16 protein-coding genes are annotated in these 19,041 nt (G+C 48.6%); all 16 read left to right on the top strand.

The features are described 5' to 3' along the window. The first annotated feature begins 234 nt into the window (after nt 1–234). The 16 genes from flgB (at nt 235) to AC55FS_RS06730 (ending at nt 19,033) form a co-directional block, all read left to right on the top strand. Nucleotides 235–633, top strand: coding sequence for a flagellar basal body rod protein FlgB (flgB, locus tag AC55FS_RS06655; RefSeq protein WP_496935292.1), 399 nt, complete (start codon nt 235–237; stop codon nt 631–633). Between the two features lie 2 nt (nt 634–635). Then, entirely contained in the window at nt 636–1,082 is a 447-nt protein-coding gene (gene flgC, locus AC55FS_RS06660; protein ID WP_496935293.1) for a flagellar basal body rod protein FlgC, read from the top strand. A gap of 10 nt (nt 1,083–1,092) precedes the next feature. After that, nucleotides 1,093–1,887 (top strand): flagellar hook assembly protein FlgD, encoded by a 795-nt coding sequence (locus tag AC55FS_RS06665; protein WP_496935294.1) that lies wholly within the window; start codon nt 1,093–1,095, stop codon nt 1,885–1,887. A 20-nt stretch (nt 1,888–1,907) separates the two neighbouring features. Further along, complete coding sequence (locus AC55FS_RS06670; RefSeq protein ID WP_496935295.1) at nt 1,908–5,603, top strand: flagellar hook-basal body complex protein; 3,696 nt, start codon at nt 1,908–1,910, stop codon at nt 5,601–5,603. A 284-nt stretch (nt 5,604–5,887) separates the two neighbouring features. Further along, a complete protein-coding gene (locus AC55FS_RS06675; RefSeq protein WP_496935296.1) occupies nt 5,888–6,634 on the top strand; it encodes a flagellar basal body rod protein FlgF in 747 nt (248 codons plus the stop codon). A gap of 12 nt (nt 6,635–6,646) precedes the next feature. Beyond that, nucleotides 6,647–7,432, top strand: coding sequence for a flagellar basal-body rod protein FlgG (gene flgG / locus AC55FS_RS06680; RefSeq protein ID WP_496935297.1), 786 nt, complete (start codon nt 6,647–6,649; stop codon nt 7,430–7,432). Between the two features lie 23 nt (nt 7,433–7,455). Next, nucleotides 7,456–8,142 carry a flagellar basal body L-ring protein FlgH gene (gene flgH / locus AC55FS_RS06685; RefSeq protein WP_496935298.1) on the top strand — a complete coding sequence of 229 codons (687 nt, stop codon included), beginning with the start codon at nt 7,456–7,458 and terminating at the stop codon, nt 8,140–8,142. Between the two features lie 11 nt (nt 8,143–8,153). Beyond that, nucleotides 8,154–9,254, top strand: coding sequence for a flagellar basal body P-ring protein FlgI (locus tag AC55FS_RS06690; protein WP_496935299.1), 1,101 nt, complete (start codon nt 8,154–8,156; stop codon nt 9,252–9,254). Then, on the top strand, nt 9,251–9,553 hold the full coding sequence (locus AC55FS_RS06695; RefSeq protein WP_496935300.1) for a hypothetical protein: 303 nt from the start codon (nt 9,251–9,253) through the stop codon (nt 9,551–9,553). The genes AC55FS_RS06690 and AC55FS_RS06695 overlap by 4 nt, the downstream gene beginning before the upstream one ends. A 281-nt stretch (nt 9,554–9,834) precedes the next feature. After that, complete coding sequence (gene flgJ, locus AC55FS_RS06700) at nt 9,835–10,830, top strand: flagellar assembly peptidoglycan hydrolase FlgJ (RefSeq protein ID WP_496935301.1); 996 nt, start codon at nt 9,835–9,837, stop codon at nt 10,828–10,830. Further along, nucleotides 10,823–13,807 (top strand): flagellar hook-associated protein FlgK, encoded by a 2,985-nt coding sequence (gene flgK / locus AC55FS_RS06705; RefSeq protein ID WP_496935302.1) that lies wholly within the window; start codon nt 10,823–10,825, stop codon nt 13,805–13,807. Before flgJ ends, flgK begins: the two co-directional genes overlap by 8 nt. A gap of 29 nt (nt 13,808–13,836) precedes the next feature. Then, on the top strand, nt 13,837–15,075 hold the full coding sequence (gene flgL / locus AC55FS_RS06710; protein WP_496935303.1) for a flagellar hook-associated protein FlgL: 1,239 nt from the start codon (nt 13,837–13,839) through the stop codon (nt 15,073–15,075). A gap of 57 nt (nt 15,076–15,132) precedes the next feature. Then, on the top strand, nt 15,133–16,134 hold the full coding sequence (gene pseB / locus AC55FS_RS06715) for a UDP-N-acetylglucosamine 4,6-dehydratase (inverting) (protein ID WP_496935304.1): 1,002 nt from the start codon (nt 15,133–15,135) through the stop codon (nt 16,132–16,134). Next, a complete protein-coding gene (gene pseC, locus AC55FS_RS06720; protein WP_496935305.1) occupies nt 16,131–17,273 on the top strand; it encodes a UDP-4-amino-4,6-dideoxy-N-acetyl-beta-L-altrosamine transaminase in 1,143 nt (380 codons plus the stop codon). Before pseB ends, pseC begins: the two co-directional genes overlap by 4 nt. Beyond that, a complete protein-coding gene (locus tag AC55FS_RS06725; protein ID WP_496935306.1) occupies nt 17,274–18,359 on the top strand; it encodes an N-acetylneuraminate synthase family protein in 1,086 nt (361 codons plus the stop codon). After that, nucleotides 18,356–19,033: an acylneuraminate cytidylyltransferase family protein gene (locus AC55FS_RS06730; protein ID WP_496935307.1), complete on the top strand. Its 678-nt coding sequence runs from the start codon at nt 18,356–18,358 to the stop codon at nt 19,031–19,033. Before AC55FS_RS06725 ends, AC55FS_RS06730 begins: the two co-directional genes overlap by 4 nt. Nucleotides 19,034–19,041 lie beyond the last annotated feature (8 nt).

Consider the following 19,041-nt stretch of genomic DNA (forward strand, 5'->3'; position numbering starts at 1 on the left):
GGCGTTACCGAGTCTGTGGTGGCTACCATCATCAGCATTGCCGCTGCTCGGTAATCCATTGCCGCTAGGCCCGCAATGGACAACAATCTCCCCAGTCTAAAACCCTCTAAACCCCCATAAAATCGGGTCTCACGTCGAATGTGAAAAGTCGCTCAGAGTGTTGGTATGGCTCTTGCTGATACCTGTCTGTGAACGCTGTGAGATCAGCAGCAAGATGATGACGAGGGCCTATCCATGGGTGCGATCAGTTTTAAAAACGGCTTAGGAATCCACGACGACGCTTTGCAATTGAGAGCGGCGCGGGCAGAGGTGCTGGCTAATAACTTAGCCAACGCGGACACGCCGGGATTTAAAGCGCGCGATATTAACTTTCGCGCAATACTGGCCCATGAAAGTGAAAAAGAGTCTTCGCTGGCCCTGCAGCAAACACAAGCTGGGCATATGGCAGGCTCAAACTCCGCCGATGAAGACCTCTTGTATCGTTTACCCAATCAGCCTTCGGTCGATGGCAATACGGTAGAAACTCAGGTTGAGCAAGCCATTTATGCGCGAAATGCCATGAACTACAACGCCAGCTTCGAGTTTCTTAATAGTAAGTTTAAAGGCATGCGTAATGCCTGGCGGGGAGAATAATCATGTCACTGAGTAATGTTTTTGATATTGCCGGCTCTGGCATGAATGCCCAGTCGATTCGCTTAAATACTACAGCCAGTAATATCGCCAATGCAGAAAGTGCGTCCAGTTCCGTTGAAGAGACCTACCGCGCACGTAAGCCTTGGTTTGCGGTAATGCAACGGGAATTCACCTCGGTTAACGAACATGGCCAGTTTCAGCCGATTGAAGGGGAAATGGGTGTCGGTGTTCAAGTACTGGACATTATCGAAAAAGACGCACCACTGAAACCCAAATTTCAGCCTGATCATCCGATGGCCAATGAAGACGGTTATGTTTATTACCCCAACGTTAATGTGGTTGAAGAAATGACTGACATGATGTCGTCGTCTCGTAGCTATCAAATGAATGTTGAAGTCATGAAGACCGCTAAGCAGATGCTGCAGCGGACTCTGACCCTGGGACAGTAAGGAGCACATCATGGCGATTAACGATGTGGGTACGGTTTCTCAAGCACTCGATCAATACCGTACGGATACAAAAAATAAAGACGAGCCCAAGTCGAATGAGTTAGGAAAAAATGCCTTCCTGGAATTAATGGTGGCTCAGCTTAACAACCAGAACCCGTTGGAACCGACGGATAACCAGGCCTTTGTTGCACAATTAGCTCAGTTTTCCAGTGTTGAAGGTATCGATAATCTTAATAGCACGGCTGAAAGCATGATGAGTCAGCTCAACTCCGCATCGGCATTGCAGGCATCAAGCTTGGTTGGACAATCGGTGATTGTCGATGGCAATGAGACGGGTTTGTTATTAAGTGGCGGCGTGGTCAGTGGCTTTACCGAAATTCCAAATCCTGCCAGTAGTGTCAGACTGCAGATCAAGAGTAAAGCCGGTGAGCTACTCGAAGAAATACCTTTAGATAACCATGGCGCTGGTGCTATGTCGGTACGCTGGGACGGTTATAACTTGATGGTAGATGGTGAAGTGCAGGATATCGATCATAGCAAGTTGAATCGCCAGGTATTTCAGAAGAATGAGGATGGTGAGCTGGTCTTGGATAACAATGGCAATCCGATACCTGTGGCCTATCCCGCCGGTGAATACAAATTCGAATTAGCGGCTTCAATTGGCGGTAAAAGTGAACAAATCGATATGCAGATGAGTTCGCGTGTCGACAGCGTCACTATGTCTCCCAGTGGGCAAGTAACGCTAAACCTGACCGGTGGCCAGCGCGCTACTATGGACGAAGTTAAACAGATTCTTGACGCATAAGCGGCAGCAGAGAGGTCACTATGGCATTTAATATAGGTTTAAGTGGAATTCGGGCTGCCTCAACGGATCTTGAGGTGACGGGCAATAATGTTGCCAACGCCAGTACCATTGGCTTTAAAGAATCACGCACTGAGTTTGCCGATGTTTATACCACCACCATTTTAGGCACTGGCGCAAAGCCGGTCGGTAGTGGTGTCGTGGTAGATAACGTCCGACAGGAGTTTAGTCAGGGCAATATTAGTGGTACCGAAAACGCCTTGGATATGGCCATTGATGGCAACGGATTTTTTGTTCTGGACGATAACGGCACTGTGTCATATTCGCGCTCGGGTATTTTTTCACTGGATAAAGACGGCTGGGTGGTAGCCAATAATGGCTCTCGCTTACAGGGCTATGCCGCAAACGAAAATGGCGTAGTCAATGGCGTTCTGGACGACATTCGTATTCGTGTTGCTAACCAGCCTCCGCGGCTGACATCGCTTGTGTCGGCTGTATATAACCTCAATGCATCGTCTCCGGTATTGCAAGAACAGGGTTTGCAACTGACGACCAATGGCTTGGCTATTGGTGCGGCGGATGTCGGGATCATTGAAGATACTCAAACCATTCTTGATACTGCAGGTCAACCCGTTACGGCTGGCACTCGTACGACCTTGGCCCACACCGTAGACCTGACCACTGTTCCGGCAATCACAGTGCCGGCTGACCCTGGTCCCTTTGGTGTCACGGTGGATCCTTTGGATGGTACCGGCCCTCAAGTGGTGAATATTCCGGCGGGTGTGATTACCGTTGGGGCGACGCCAACTGAGCATCTGCAAAATGTATTAAACGCCCTGCAGGCCGAGTTAAATGCATTGTTTGGAAATAATGAATTTAATGTCACCACTAACCAATCACCGTTAACTACGCCACTGGTGAGCCCAACCAATTTAATTATTGAGCGGGTTGGGTACGATGCAACGACAGGTTTAGGATTATCCGTCACCGCACCAACGGGTAACTGGAATGCTTTATTTGGCGATCCTACCCTGGGAACGCTCACTGCAGGTACTGCCGGCGTAGAGTTGTTTACTGGTTCCAGCCCGTTGACGGCAGATTTTCGCAGTATTCCCGGTACGTCGACGACCACTCGAACCACTGCGACACCTCCTTTGACCATCACCGACTTTCAGGCCGGTGACCATGCTCAAGTGGCGTCAACCATTACCGTGGGAACCACAGTGGTGGGGGATTTTGCGTTAGCGAGTGGTAATACCATAGTGTTTGATATCGAGGTCACGGATTTGGCGGGCACCACTACGACGCAAACCATAACCTTGGACGATACTACCTTGGCGGGGGCGGCAGATATCAATAACGTCACCATGGAAGAAGTACGCGCTGAGATTGCTAACCAGATTGGCGCTGGTGCACTGAATGGTTTGGTTTCGGTCAGTGCCGGTCACCCAGCAACATTTACAGCGACCACCGCTGATAATGGCGATAGCCTGGTCTTGGTCCCAGGTGCCAGTACCAATTTTGATTTATCCACCATAGGCTTTGATCCCGCTAATCGCAGTGATACCGGTGATGCGGATATTTTGCCCAATAATACCTTCCGTATTCAGGTATTGGGGCCGACGCCAGCTGATGACTCAAATGCATACAACATTACCATTGCGCCCGGAAATTATGCCTCTTTGAACGATCTAGCCGCCGCGATTCAGGCGCAAATCGACATTAATACCGGAGCCTCTGGCATCGCTGGCCGCATAACGGTACAGGCAGTGGGGGGCCAATTGGTATTTACCAACACCGACGTGGGCTCTGGTTATACGGTTTCTTTAACGGCTAACCCAACCTTGCCCGGCACGCAGGGGCAAGATTCGTTAGAAGCATTGCAGCTAGACAACCCTTCGGTGTTTTTAGGTACCGATGAAATTGATCGCTCTAACTCCTTTAGAATCACCTTGACGGTACCAGCACCAGATGAAGACGGGCGTAGTGGCACCGTTGTGATTTCTCTGGATGAAGAATATCGCTCGGTACAGCAATTGGCGGCCAGTATTAATCGGCAATTAAATAGTGTTGATTCAGATGCTTATATTGGTGTTCAGGCTCAAGCCGTTGAGGTTGAGCCCAGAGTCGTTCCGCCAGAATATCAGCTGCAATTTGTTGCAACTGAGGCGGGAGAGGCATCGGTGATTTCAATCTCTGACTTCATCGCCAATGGTGAAGATATCAGCATTGACCAACTGTATGGGGTGTTGCAGGTCAATGAAGATGACGCTTCACTGTTAACGACTGGGATAGAAGGGGTCACCAACGAGTACCCAGAGCAGCGGGTGGTGTTAACGGACCCAGATGGTAATGAAACAGAAATTGTCATCCCTGAAAACAGTGAGGCTAATGCCATTGCCTCGTTGTTTAACCAACAGCCGGGTGTCACGGCTTCTGCTGAATCGCAAATGACGATACCGCTAAACAGCTTTAATAGCCCAACTGGGCAAATCCGGCTGACGGTTAATGGCCAGGTGTTAACCTCATCGACCTTGCAGGAAATGGCGGATGAAATTAATTCCTTCAGAAGCACGACCTTGCCTGGCTTTAATGCGACGATTAATGATTTAGGTGACTTGGTGATCACTAATCAGATCGGTCGTGACATTAAAGTCGAAATGAACAGCCCGGTCTCCACCGACTCCTTGGTGGTTCAGGGTGCCGAAAACACTGGCCCTGTCGTACTGGGAGGTACGGCAACGGCTGATCGAGCAGCCGCTGTGGGTGGTTCGGTATCATTTATCTTTAATGAAGGGTATACCCTGAGCCAGCCTCAACCAGCGGTGTCGGGTATTTTTGGCGCACTCACGGAAGATGAATTTACGCCATACACACTCAATTCGTTTGATCCAACGGATCAGGATACCTATAACTACTCGACCTCGACCACCGTATATGACAGCCTCGGTGTGTCGCATATCTTGACCAAGTACTTTGTGCGTGAACCGCTCGATCCGACCAGACCTAACGAACAAAATATATGGGCCATGTACATTTTGATTGATGGCCAGGAGGTGGGTGATCCTGATCCAACGCTACCATTCCCTGAAAATTTAGAGCCGACGCGGGCGCGTTATGAGCTGTTCTTTAATCAGGACGGTACACTGGATACTCAAGCCACAGGCGACCTTTTTGTTACCAACTGGGATCCGGTTGATGCAGAAGGCAACCCGACGGGTGCACTGTCTTCCACCAATGTGTTGGAAGGTGGATTACCGCTCTCGTCACCACCCACCAATTCGAACTTTCAAATCGATTTAACGGGTACAACGCAGCATGGCGGCTCCTTTGCGACCAACGATATTAACCAAAATGGTTATGGTACCGGGCGCTTAACCGGCCTTGAAATTGATCAAGACGGGATTATTTTTGCCCGCTTTACCAATGGCCAGGCGCAAACACTAGGCCAAGTAGCGTTGGCCAGTTTCCGAAATCCGGAAGGTTTGACGCCGCTGGGAGATACCGCTTGGGGGGAATCATTTGAATCAGGAAATCCGACGGTTGGTCAGCCACGTACGGGGGCATTTGGACAAATCCGATCGTCGGCTCTGGAAGACTCAAATGTCGACTTATCAGAGGAGCTGGTTGGTCTTATTATCGCTCAGCGAAATTTCCAGGCCAGTGCAAAAACCATTGAAACGACAGATCAGGTAACACAAACCATTTTGAATATCTAATCGATACAGACAGCTATGGCCTAGGGCTATCACCTTAGAGCCATAGCTGTGTTTGTCACCAACGCGGTTATCACGCCATAGACCGACGTCCGTTGTTGGCTCTCTTGATTGAACGGCAATAGCCTTCCTCTGGTTCGGTATTTGACTGCCGCCATATCGCATTTATCGTCAAACAACTGTCTCTTAAATACTCAATTCTTTGATTTATAAGGATTTTTATAGTTGGCACACCGCGTGCAATGTTAAGCCTATACACATAAAGCTGTTGAGCGGGCGGAACCCAGATGGATAAAGCGTTATACATTGCCATGTCCGGGGCAAAGCAAAATACCTTAGGTCAGGCGGCCCACGCCAATAATCTGGCCAATGCCAGTACCACAGGTTTTCGCTCTGACTATACCCAAAGCCGAGCGATGGGGGTTTTTGGCGAACATTTCCCCAGCCGTGCCTATGCCATGACTGAACGTCCCGCCAGTGATTTTCGCCAAGGGCCACTGCAAGAAACTGGCCGCCGTATGGATGTCGCCATTGAAGGCGATGGTTGGTTTGCCGTGGTCGGGCCCGATGGTGAAGAAGCTTACACTCGGGCAGGTGATCTCAGTGTCGATCCGGCCGGACGCTTAATTAACGGTAAAGGACTGCAATTGATCGGTGATGGTGGTCCTGTGGTGTTGCCAGAGTATGAAACCATTGAAGTCAGCCGTGCCGGTATTGTTTCTATTCAGCCATTTGGCGATGTTCCCGCAGGTGTTGCCGAACCGGTGCAGCTGAAGCTGGTACGACCAGATATTCGTGAGCTGGAAAAAGGTGACGATGGTTTGTTTCGTTTTCGTGACCCTGAAGCGCCGGTAGCGCAGCCGAATCCTGATATATCGCTGGTCAATGGCTTTGTTGAAGGTAGTAATGTCAATGCGGTAACCGAATTAACCAGCCTGATTCAACTGAATCGTCAGTATGAAATGCAGGTGAAATTAATGAAAAAAGCCGATGAAAATTCAGCGGCTACCACACAGATTCTGGGCAACCAGTAGGAGTGATGACGTATGATGCCAGCACTTTGGGTCAGTAAAACAGGGTTAGAAGCGCAGGATCTGGCACTTACTACGGTGTCTAATAACCTGGCTAATGTGTCTACCACCGGGTTTAAAAAAGACCGCCCGGTATTTGAAGATTTGTTGTATCAAATACAACGCCAGCCTGGTGCAAACACCTCAGCAGATTCACGTTTGCCATCGGGATTGCAGTTAGGCACAGGGGTACGCACTGCGGGGACGCAAAAAGTTTTTACCACGGGCTCCCTTGAACTCACCGACCAGCCTTTGGACATGGCGATCAATGGTCGTGGATTTTTTCAGATTCTAAATCCTGATGGCACCATTGGTTATACCCGAGATGGTACTTTTCATATTAATAACGAAGGCATCGTGGTCAACGTTAATGGCTATCCGTTAGAGCCACAAATCACTGTGCCAGATCAGACTAACCAGCTCACCATCAGTAAAGATGGCATTGTGCAAGCGACATTATTTGGTGATCCAAATCCTCAGCAGCTAGGGCAAGTAGAGGTTGTCGACTTCATTAACCCGGCTGGGCTTCAAGCCAGAGGCGGCAATATCTTTTTGGAAACCGCTGCGAGCGGCGCCCCTCAGGTCGGTGTGCCGAATGAAGATGGCTTTGGCACCATAGAGCAGGGGGCATTGGAAAACTCAAACGTTGAGGTGGTGGAAGAGCTGGTGAAGATGATCACGGTACAGCGCTCCTATGAGATGAACTCCAAGGTCGTTTCCGCGGCCGATCAGATGTTGCAATTCTTGACCCAGAACACTTGATGTCCAATAGCGGGAGGCCTGATATGAAACAGGGCTGGAAAGTACTTTGCTTGATGTTACTGGTGTTACCAGGATGTACCAGTGTGCCGATGCAACAGGATGTCTTTCCCGACGATCCAGACTTTGCGCCGGTATCTGCCCAAAGTTTGCAGGCACCGCCGGTATCGAGTGGTTCGCTTTATCAGGAAAGATACAACTTTGGCTTATATACCGATCAGCAAGCTCGTAAGGTCGGCGATATCATTACCGTTATCTTTGACGAAAGTTATCGCTCGCAAAAATCGGCTGAAACCAGCGCCGATAAATCCTCCAGTAACAGCCTGGCAGCTAATGCCGTGGCAGGCATGGTACCTGGATGGAAAAATATAGGCTTGAACACCGATACCGAAACTGACCGTCAGTTCTCTGGTAAGGGCGAAGCGGACCGTTCCAATAGCTTGAGTGGGCGTATCAGTGTGTCGGTATCAGACATTCTGCCCAATGGCATTTTGCGTATTCGCGGGGAGAAGTGGCTGACGTTAAGTGATGGCGATGAGTATATTCGCATTCGTGGCTTGGTTCGTCCCGCTGATATTACACCTGACAACACGGTATCGTCTTCGAAGGTGGCTGATGCACGCATTTCCTTTGGTGGTCGTGGTAACCTGAATAATTCTACTGAAATGGGCTGGGGTGATCGTCTGTTTATGTCGCCTTGGTGGCCTTTTTAAGGAGATCTGTGATGCATACTACTCGGCTGATAAGTATCTTCTTTTGCTTGGTGTTGGCTCCATGGCCTGTTCAGGCTGAGCGCATCAAAGACATCACTTCTATTGCCGGTGTGCGCACCAATCAGCTGATTGGCTATGGACTGGTGGTTGGACTGGACGGAACCGGTGATAAAGCGCCTTTTACCACCCAAACCTTCACCAATATGATGAATCAGTTTGGTATAACCTTACCAGACGGTGTAGACCCAAAACTTAAAAATGTAGCGGCTGTTTCTGTGACGGCAGATTTACCGCCCTTTGCCAAACCGGGCCAGCGTGTTGATGTAACCGTCTCGTCGTTAGGCAACGCCAAAAGTCTGCGCGGTGGCTCGTTATTATTTACTGCGCTAAAAGGTGCCGATAATCAGGTCTATGCGGTGGCACAAGGTAACTTGGTTGTGGGTGGCTTTGGTGCCGAAGGCAACGATGGTTCTCGCATTACCGTCAATGTACCGAGTGTTGGTCGTATCCCCAATGGTGCCTCTGTCGAGCGCAGTGCACCCAGCAGCTTTGCCCGTGGTGATAGTCTTATTTTTAATCTTGATCGGCCCGATTTTACCACTGCCAGAGCTATGGTTGAACGGGTTAATGATTTATTGGGTCCGGGTACCGCCGAAGCGCTGGACGCCACGTCCATTCGTATCAGTGCGCCACGTGATACCAGCCAGCGGGTCGCCTACTTGTCAGTTATTGAAAACCTGGAAATTGACACAGGTAAAGAACGCGCCAAAGTCATTATTAATTCTCGTACTGGCACGATCGTGATGGGGCAAAACGTCATGATAGAACCAGTCGCGGTAACCCATGGCAATTTAACCGTCACCATCACCGAAGATTTTGAGGTATCGCAGCCTAACCCCTTAGCAGAAGGTGAAACTGTGGTGGTACCGCAAACCAATATTCAAATCGACGACGGTGGCGATAGTCGCATGTTCAAATTTGGGCCGGGAGTTTCTCTCGATAGTATCGTCAAGGCAGTTAACCAGGTTGGAGCAGCCCCTGGTGATTTGATGGCCATTCTAGAGGCGATGAAACAGGCTGGAGCATTAAAAGCAGAGTTGATAGTCATATGAACCAAGATCTATTTGAGCGGGTTAAATTGTTGTCTTTAGAGATTCAGTCGCTGATTCGCCAGGGTGTTAAAGAAGGCGTGGCTGAGCGAATTGAGCAACGTAACCAGTTATTGAAGCAGTGGTTTAGTGAGGTCAATGAATTAATTGGCTTAACGAACGAGCAGCAGCACTTTCTTGAAAACCTGCTACAGCAAGAGCAAAGCTTGCTCGACGAGCTAGAGCAGCAGCAAAAAGAGCTGTCTGGCCATGAACGTGGTAAGAAGAAAATATCGGCCTATCAAAATATATCCCGCAACTAGTTATTTTTGCCTGAATGAGCGTTCAGGGCTGATTGCTAGAACTGTCACAGGGTTATCTTTGGCTAATCAGAGCTGAGTAACTGTCTCAATTGCGTATTGGATGTAGCGCTCGTATATCGCCACGCCAATGACATCCATTCGATGCTATTGAATGGATGGCGCATCAACACTATCTCTCAGTTAATGTCATATCATATATCGCTAAGGCGGATGACTATGCGTTTGAGCCATGGCGCCTGATTGGCAGGCATATTGCTTATGTCTAGTCAGAGGTGAATTTTATGATGCAGACAACGTCGTCGCCGGCCCAGGTTTATACCGATCTGAATGCGTTGCAGGGTATTCGTAAACTGGGTAAAGAAGACAAAAGCGCAGCTTTGATGGAAGTGGCCAAGCAATTTGAGTCCATGTTCGTCAATATGATGTTGTCGTCTATGCGTCAGGCCAATGACGTATTTAAAGACGATTCACTACTGAATTCACCAGAGTCTGATTTTTACCAAAAAATGTACGATCAACAGCTTGGTTTGACCTTATCGAGTGGCCAGGGTATGGGGCTAGCTGAGGTTATTCACCGCCAGTTGTTGCAAAGTTACGGTGAGCAAGGTGTTGATATTGCACTGGATCACACGAAGTTAAATGATCGACGTTTGGCGAACTCCACACCCGAATTCAAACAAGCATTGCAGCAAGTTGAGTCAGTACTGCAACAGGGTGCCGTCACTGAAGAGCGACCCGACCAGGGTAAGGTTGCTCGTGGCGAGGGTGGCAAGGGGCAACAGTTTGCCTCTGCTGAGGAGTTTGTTGCCGCCCTATATCCCGCTGCCAAACCCATCGCCACGCAGTTAGGAGTGGATGCTAAAGCCATTGTGGCTCAGGCAGCATTAGAAACCGGTTGGGGCAAGCACATCATCAGTGACTCCCAGGGGCGTAATAGCTTTAACTTTTTTGGCATCAAAGCTGACAGTCGTTGGAGTGGTGAATCAGTCGACGTGGTGACCCATGAGTATCGCGACGGCGTTGCGGTAAAAGAAAATGCACGCTTTCGCGCTTATGCCTCCATGCAGGAAGGCTTACAGGATTACGCATTATTCCTGCAAAGTCATGAACGTTATCAAGGGGCTATTCACCAGAACCTTAACGGCTCTCAGTATGGCCATGCGCTGCAAAAAGCAGGTTACGCAACGGATCCGGCTTATGGCAGTAAGATTGAAAGAATATCCTCGGGTGAGCTTTTGCAACAGGCACTGAAATCACTGGAGAATAACGATGGCTGATATTCTCAGTATTGGAATCTCGGGCTTAAAGGCTCAGCAAGCAGCACTGACGGTTACTGGGCATAATATTACCAATGCTGGTACCGAAGGCTATAGCCGCCAACAGGTCAGCTTTAACGAAAATAATCCACAGTTTAAAGCGGGCAACTGGATTGGCTCTGGCGTCAATGTTGATTCGGTGCGCCGGGTATATGATCAGTTTTTAGCTGAACAGCTCAGGCGTGATACGGCGAGCTTTAACCAATTCGATACTCTGGCGACGAATGCTGAACAGATTAACAGCTTATTGGCCGATCCTGGCACAGGTATTCAACCAGGGCTGGAACGTATGTTTGGCGCACTGCAATCAGCCGTGGATGATCCGTCTTCGTTGCCAGCGAGGGAGGTATTAATCAGTGAAGCCAATGGGCTGGCTGATCGTTTTACTGCCATTAACGATCGTTTAGTTGAACAAAACGAAGTGATCAATGGTCAAATGGAGGTTATTGCCGGGCAAATTACCACCATCGCAGAATCCATTGCCGAACTAAACGAGCAAATCCAATTTGCGACCGCTGCAGCCCAAGGCACTGAGCCCAGTGATTTACTAGACCAACGCGACCAACTGCTGAAGGAGTTATCAGAGCTGGTGGAGGTCAGTGTTGCCGAACAGGATGATTCGGCCATCAATGTCTTTATTGGCAATGGCCAGGCGCTGGTGCTTGGTAACGATTTTAACGAGCTGTATACCGACCAGGGGGCGCAAGACCCATCGCGCAGTGATCTGTATTTTCGCAAGGGCGATACCATTCAAAACATCACCAACCAGATTCAAGGTGGCCAATTAGGTGGCACGTTAGATTTTCGTGAGCAAGTGCTAGACCCTACCATTAACGGTCTGGGCCGCATAGCACTGGTGATCAGCCAAACCTTCAACCAACAGCATCAAAAAGGAATCGATTACAATGGCTTGCAAGGGGAGCGATTCTTTGAAGACGTTAATGAACCCAGTAAAACGTATTTAAGAGTGCTGGGTGATCGCAATAATGCAGATCCTGATGATCGCTTAATGTCTGTGCATATCAAAGATGCCGGCAGCTTAACCACCAGTGATTACACTGTTGAGTTCCCAGGCCCTGATGATTACACCTATCGAGTTATTCGCAACTCTGATGGCGAACTATTAGCAACTGCTGCTTTGTCTGGTTCGTTTCCTGACTCGATTGAGGTTGATGGCTTTGAGATTCGTTTTGAAGCAGGAAGTTATCAACAGGGTGACGACTTTTTGATTCAACCAACGCGTAACGAACCGGCCAATGTCAGCATCAATGTCACCCGGGCTGAGCAGATTGCCTTGGCGTCGCCCATCAGCACTGATGCTGCTATTGGTAACAATGGCAGTGGCATTATTTCCCAGGGGGAAGTGTACGACATAAATACTCCCTATCTGGCCAATGAAGGGCAGCTTGATCCGCCGATTCTTATTCGCTTTACCTCACCCAACCGCTACGATGTGCTTGATAATACTGATCCGGGTAATCCGATTCCTCTGTTTCCGCCATTAATGAATCAGGTTTATACCCCAGGCATTACCAACAGCATCTTGCCGCTGGATGAGGGCAAAACAGCCTTTACCAGTTTTGGCGGCTATTTACCGGCAGCGCCTACCTATCAAGCCCAAGCACCGGCTGCCATCGTTACGCCCGGCAACGGATTCTTCCCTGAGCGTATTGGAATCAATTTCACCAATTCACAGACCGACCAGACCTTTACCCAGCCAACTCTGGTGACGCCCTATGAAGCATCTGCCAAAGAAATTGCTGCGGCCTTGTCTCAACGTGATGGCATAGAAGCTGTGGCTCGCACCACGGTAGAGTTGACTGACTTTACCTCCGACGAGACCGATCCATTTTTGAATATGGGGCTGATGCTGAACGGCATTGAGTTAACGGATACATTGGGGCCAAATCAAAGTAAATACGATCCGGATTATCCGGATGTGGTTCCTGATCCCATTACTCCCAATTTTATTGCCGATCGTATTAACGCCAATCGTAACTTCCAGGATATGGGCATTGTCGCCCGCAGTGACGGCGCCACCGTGACGGTCATCGCTTTAAATGGTGAAGATTTGAGTTTTGAAGTAACCGGTGACCCAGGTGATGGTTTTTCCATCAGTAATGGACAAGATATTCAGTTACGCGAGACAGGAGAATCGCCAGCCATTCAATTGTCTGAGTATGACGGCTACGATTTCTCCGTAGATGGGCCCTATACCTATGAATTTGACGTACCGGGTCAGGGAACGTTCAGTATTGAATTGAGCGGTACCTATGCGGATGGCGATGCCGTGTTGGATGGTATTCGTAGCCAGTTAGAAACTTCAGGTTTCAGCTTTTCAGGCAACCTGGATGTGGCCATTGATGAACGTGGACAAATCAGTTTTCAGCCTAGACTCGACGTCAATGGTACGGGTGTAAATGGATCGAGTAAGATCACTATGGGTGGTCAGGTGAAGGTTATTACTGATCCAAATTACAGTCTTGAAATTGCACCACCTGGAAATAATTTATTCCCTGAGCAGCCGGTGGGTGAGGCGGTACACTTTGGCTTTACCGTTGAAATCAGCGGTTTAGTACAAACGGGTGATGAATTCACCATAGATTTTAACCAAGATGGGACCTCAGATAGTCGTAACGGTGTGTTGTTGGCGGCACTGCAAACCGAAGATACGGTGGGCGGTAACACCAGCTACAGCGAATCCTATGCGCGATTGGTTGAGATTATTGGCTCTGTGACCAGTCGTGCGCAGATTAATAGAGATTCTAGCGAAGTATTGTTAAGAAATTCACAGGATGCGGTGTTTAGTACTTCTGGTGTCAATTTAGATGAAGAGGCTGCAGCGCTGATCAAATATGAGTTGGCTTACAACGCATCCGCTCAGGTTATCCAGGTAGCTCAGCAGATATTTGATACCTTGATTGGCACATTCCGTTAAACGCCATTGGCTGGCAAGAGGCATTTGGCATGAGAATATCAACACAGCAGATATTTACCACTGGGCTAAATCAAATCCTTGATAATCAACAAGGAGTGAACAAAACCCAGCAACAGGTCTCAACTGGGCGAAAAGTACTCACCCCGGCAGATGATCCTATCGCCGCGACTAAAATTTTGCAGTTGCAGCAGGATTTGGCTCAAAGAGACCAATTTGATCGTAATATTACCGCAGCGGAAAACCGTCTCAAACTGGAAGAAGCGACGCTCGGCTCGGTGACCGAGCAGTTGACTCGGTTGCAGGAATTAACGGTGAAAGCAGGTGGTGGTGCCCTGACATTAGAAGACCGGCAATATATTGCAGCCGAAGTTTCGCAAATTCAGAACAGTTTGGTTGATCTGTTTAATACTCGTGATCCAAGTGGCGAATACATCTTTGCCGGTTTTAAAGGTTCAGAGGCACCCTTTCAGCTAGGCCCGTCTGGTCGATATGAGTATCAAGGTGATGAAGGTCAGCGCTTTCTCGCTATCGGTGCGTCAACAACGGTGGCAACTGGGGACACAGGAAAGGCATTGTTTGTCGATATCCCTGCCGTTAAAAACTCGTTTACTACCAACGTCAACCCGCTAAATCAGGGGCCCGTACAGGTAAGTGCCGGATTCGTGGTTAACGAAGAGGATTACGCGGAGTTTTATCCAGATGACCTAGTGGTGACTTTTAATCCTGAATCGGCAGTGTCACCCCCAGGGCCCAACTATACAGTTCGGCGTGTAACAGATAACCGCGTGGTTGATGGGTTATCGAATCAACCTTATGGCGATGGTGGCAGCATTGTAGCGGCGGGTATTGAGTTCAAAATCTTGGGACAACCGGAATCTGGTGATGAGGTATTGGTGAACTCATCGCCCAAGCAAAGCCTGACAGACACTATTTTTCGTTTGACCGAAGGCCTGAATACGTTGGCAGACAACCCAGAAGATTCCGCGACACTGGACATACTGATAGAAGATACGCTTAATAACCTCAGCAGTGCACAAACGTCGGTGTCAGAGATACGCAGTGAGTTAGGGGCGAGACTGAATACCGTTGAAAATACGAAAAACTTGTCGGCCGATGTTCGCATCGTTAGTCGCGAGGTACTGTCCAAGTTGTCCGATGTGGATTTTGCTGAAGCCGTGAGTCGATTGTCTCAGCAAACATTCCTGCTGGAAGCTGCACAACAGAGTTATACCACGATTTCACGCTTATCTTTGTTTAATCAGCTATAGTTTTACTGGATTGTTTACAGTCTGAAGCTAATGGCACAATGACAACGGGAGGTGGCCATGTTTGATGGTCAGACTATTCTCATCACCGGTGGCACCGGCTCGTTTGGTAAACGTTATGTGAAGACTCTGCTGGCACACTATCAGCCCAAAAAAATCATTGTTTTCTCTCGTGATGAACTCAAGCAATTTGAAATGCAGCAGGAATACAGTCATGACTGCATGCGTTATTTTATTGGCGATGTTCGTGACAAAGAACGTTTGCAGCAAGCCATGAAAGGCGTAGATTACGTCATACATGCGGCCGCCATGAAGCAAGTTCCTGCTGCCGAGTACAATCCGACGGAATGTATCCGCACTAACATTGATGGCGCTGAAAATGTGATTCGTGCTGCCATCGATAATAGGGTTAAAAAAGTCATAGCATTGTCCACAGACAAAGCTGCTAACCCCGTTAATCTTTATGGTGCCACTAAGCTGTGCTCCGATAAATTGTTTGTGGCTGCGAATAACATGGTCGGTAATGAAATACCAAGATTTGCCGTGGTTCGTTATGGCAATGTTGTTGGATCTCGCGGTTCTGTTGTGCCATTTTTTCGTAAATTGTTGGATGATGGTGTTGATAGCCTTCCTATTACTGATATGCGAATGACACGTTTTTGGATTACCCTACAGCAGGGTGTGGATTTTGTTATTCGAAACTTTTCAAGAATGCGTGGTGGGGAGATCTTTGTACCAAAAATACCATCCGTGACTATGACAGATTTAGCCGAAGCCATCTCTCCTGGAATAAAAGTGCACGAAATTGGTATTCGTCCGGGAGAAAAGCTGCATGAAACCATGTGTCCAATGGATGACAGCTATCGGACCATAGAGTTTGATGACCATTTCGTCATTTCACCGGCCATTAAGTTTTATGACGGTGAATTAAATTATCTTACCAATGCTGCCGGTGAAACGGGTCATGCCGTTAAACAAGGGTTTAGCTATGATTCAGGCAATAACCCTTGGTTTTTATCGGTGGCAGAAACGCAGGATTTATTAACAGAAGCAGATTTATGATTCCTTATGGAAGACAACTGGTTAGTGAGCAAGACATTGACGCTGTGTGTGATGTGCTGCGGTCCGATTTTCTCACTCAAGGGCCTGTGGTTCCGGCTTTTGAACAGGCACTGGCAGATTACACGGGTGCCGAATATGCGGTATGCGCCAACAGTGCAACTTCTGCACTTCATGCGGCATGCGTTGCCTTAAATGTTGATGAGTGCTCCAGAGTCTGGGTGAGTGCCAATACTTTTGTTGCTAGTGCCAATTGTGCGGCGATGTTGGGAGCAAGTATTGATTTTATTGATGTCGATCCTCAGACCGGCAATATTAGTGCCGAGACCTTGCAAAAAAAGTTACAGCAAAGCCCAGAACAAACTTGGCCAACTCATATTATCGTTGTGCACTTTGCTGGTAACCCTTGTGATATGGCAGCCATTTCGTCTCTGCTGAGTAACAGCGACTGCCGTATTATCGAAGATGCCAGTCATGCCTTGGGAGCTGAGGCAAATGATTGCAAAGTTGGTCGAGGGCAGTTTAGTGATATTTCAGTGTTCAGTTTTCATCCGGTTAAAATGATAACCTCGGGCGAAGGCGGCTGTGCATTAACTAATGATGTAGAGTTGGCTCGGCGTATGCGGCGCTTTATCAGCCACGATATCGAAAGAGATCCGCAAAGACTACAGCAGTTAGGCATGGATGTAGACGGCGATTGGTTTTTTGTCTCCCAGGGTGCTGCGCCTAACTATCGTCTGAGTGATATTCATGCTGCTCTGGGGCTAAGCCAGCTACAGCAACTCGATAACTGGGTTGTCAAGCGCCGAACACTGGCCAGCTATTACGACGAATGTTTTTATGGCTCAGCGGTGTCACCGTTGCAGCAGCAGAATATGAGCAGCTTCCACTTATATGTGGTGTGCTTGCCTGCTGCCGTTTGTCGCCGGCAAGTGTTTAATTGGTTGCGTCAGAGCGGTATTGGTGTGCAGGTACATTACGTACCATTGTATCGCCACCCTCACTTGCAGCGGGCACCATTTCCAGGCTGCGAACACTATTATCAACATTGCCTGACGTTACCACTGCACGTACAGCTGGAGCAGACTGATTTAGACAATGTGGTTACCTTAGTCGACAGTGCTATAAAGGAGTGTTGCTAAATGATGGAAGCTTTAGCACCGGCAGTGATTGCTGGGCATAAAATCGGTGATGGTCAGCCTTGTTTTATTACTCTAGAAGCTGGGCCCACTCACGATGGTTTAAAAACAGCCAAGCAACTGGCCGATATTGCTGCGCAGTGTGGTGCTGATGCGATAAAGTTTCAGATCTTTGATCCGGATCGTTTGGTGGCAGATAGAAGCTTACCCTTTATCTACGAAGTACTGCTTGATGAAAAATCCGGAGAAACGGAAAGCATTACCGAGCCTTTGTACGATATTTTATGTCGGCGGGCTTTGCCCGAAGCAGATTGGTGGACGCTGAAACAATACTGCGATGATCTCGGGCTGTTATTTTTTGCCACCGTTTCTGATGATAGTTATTTCGGCATGATCGAGAAAATGCACTTGCCGTCATTAAAAGTGGCCTCTGCAGATGTTAATCATACGCCGTTTTTGCGACAGTTAGCGAAAACCGGATCGTGTATTCAGCTTGATACTGGTAATGCCACACTGGGGGAAATAGAAACTGCCATTGATGTATTGCGCCAGGAGGGCAACGATAATTTCATCGTTCATAATTGTCCGTCTGGATATCCGGCTCGGTTAGAAAGCATTAATCTCAAGCTGTTACGTACCATTAAACAAGTATTTCAGTGCCCGGCGGCCTATTCGGATCATACCCCAGGCTGGGAAATGGACATTGCGGCTTTGGCGATGGGCGCCGATTTATTAGAGAAAACCATCACCCTGGATCGTACCACGCGCAGTGTTGAACATATTATGTCGTTGGAGCCACAGCATATTCGACAATTTATTCAAACCATCCGCGATGTTGAAACGGCGATGGGAAAACCACGTAGGATCATGTCACAGGAAGAGCTGGAAAAGCGCCAGGCTATCCGGCGCAGTGTATATCTGGTTGAGCCTGTTCGTGCCGGTCAAACCTTAGCACAAGCCAAGGTAGAATTTCGTCGTCCAGGTTTTGGCCTGTCGCCGCAGGAATATGAACGCTTTCAACAGGCCAGTTTTCAACAAGCCTTACCTGCCGGCACTCAACTGAATTTATCGCAATTGAATCTGTCATGAAACGCATTGCATTTATTCCTGCTCGTGGCGGGTCTAAGCGCTTGCCTCGCAAGAATATCTTACCTTTTTGTGGCAAGCCTATGCTGGTTCACAGTGTCGAGCTAGCTCAGCAAAGTGGCCTGTTTGATGAGGTGGTGGTATCCACAGAAGATGATGAAATTGCCAGTATCGCGACTAAGGCCGGAGCACGGGTCGATCATCGACGAGGGGATCTGGCGGGTGACTGTAATACTGTGATCGAAGTGTGCCAGGAATTTTTGCAGCGAGAAGTGCACTGGCAGCAAATGGTGATCTTGTATGCGGCTTCCCCATTGCGTCGCTTGCAGGACATCAATGCCATTGTTGATTTGCTGGAGCAGGGTGACTGTGATGTTGCAATGGGAGTGAGCGAATACTCAAATTATGTTCATCAGGCCCTGAGTTACGATGATAACGGCTTTGCGGTACCGGTATTTCCACAGTGGGTTGCGCAGCGCGCAGATAAAATCCCAGCGATGCATGTAAGTAATGGCAGTTTGTATGGGTTTTGGTGTCAGCGTTTTAGGCAACAGCCTACCTTATACCCGAGCAAGCTTAAAACCCATGTAATGCCACGCCAATTCGCGATCGATATTGATACAGAACTTGATTTTGCGGTCGCCCAGGCGATAGCAAACTACCTGCAAGGTCGTTAAGGATGGTG

Source organism: Bacterioplanes sp. CLAM21, from assembly GCF_059641015.1.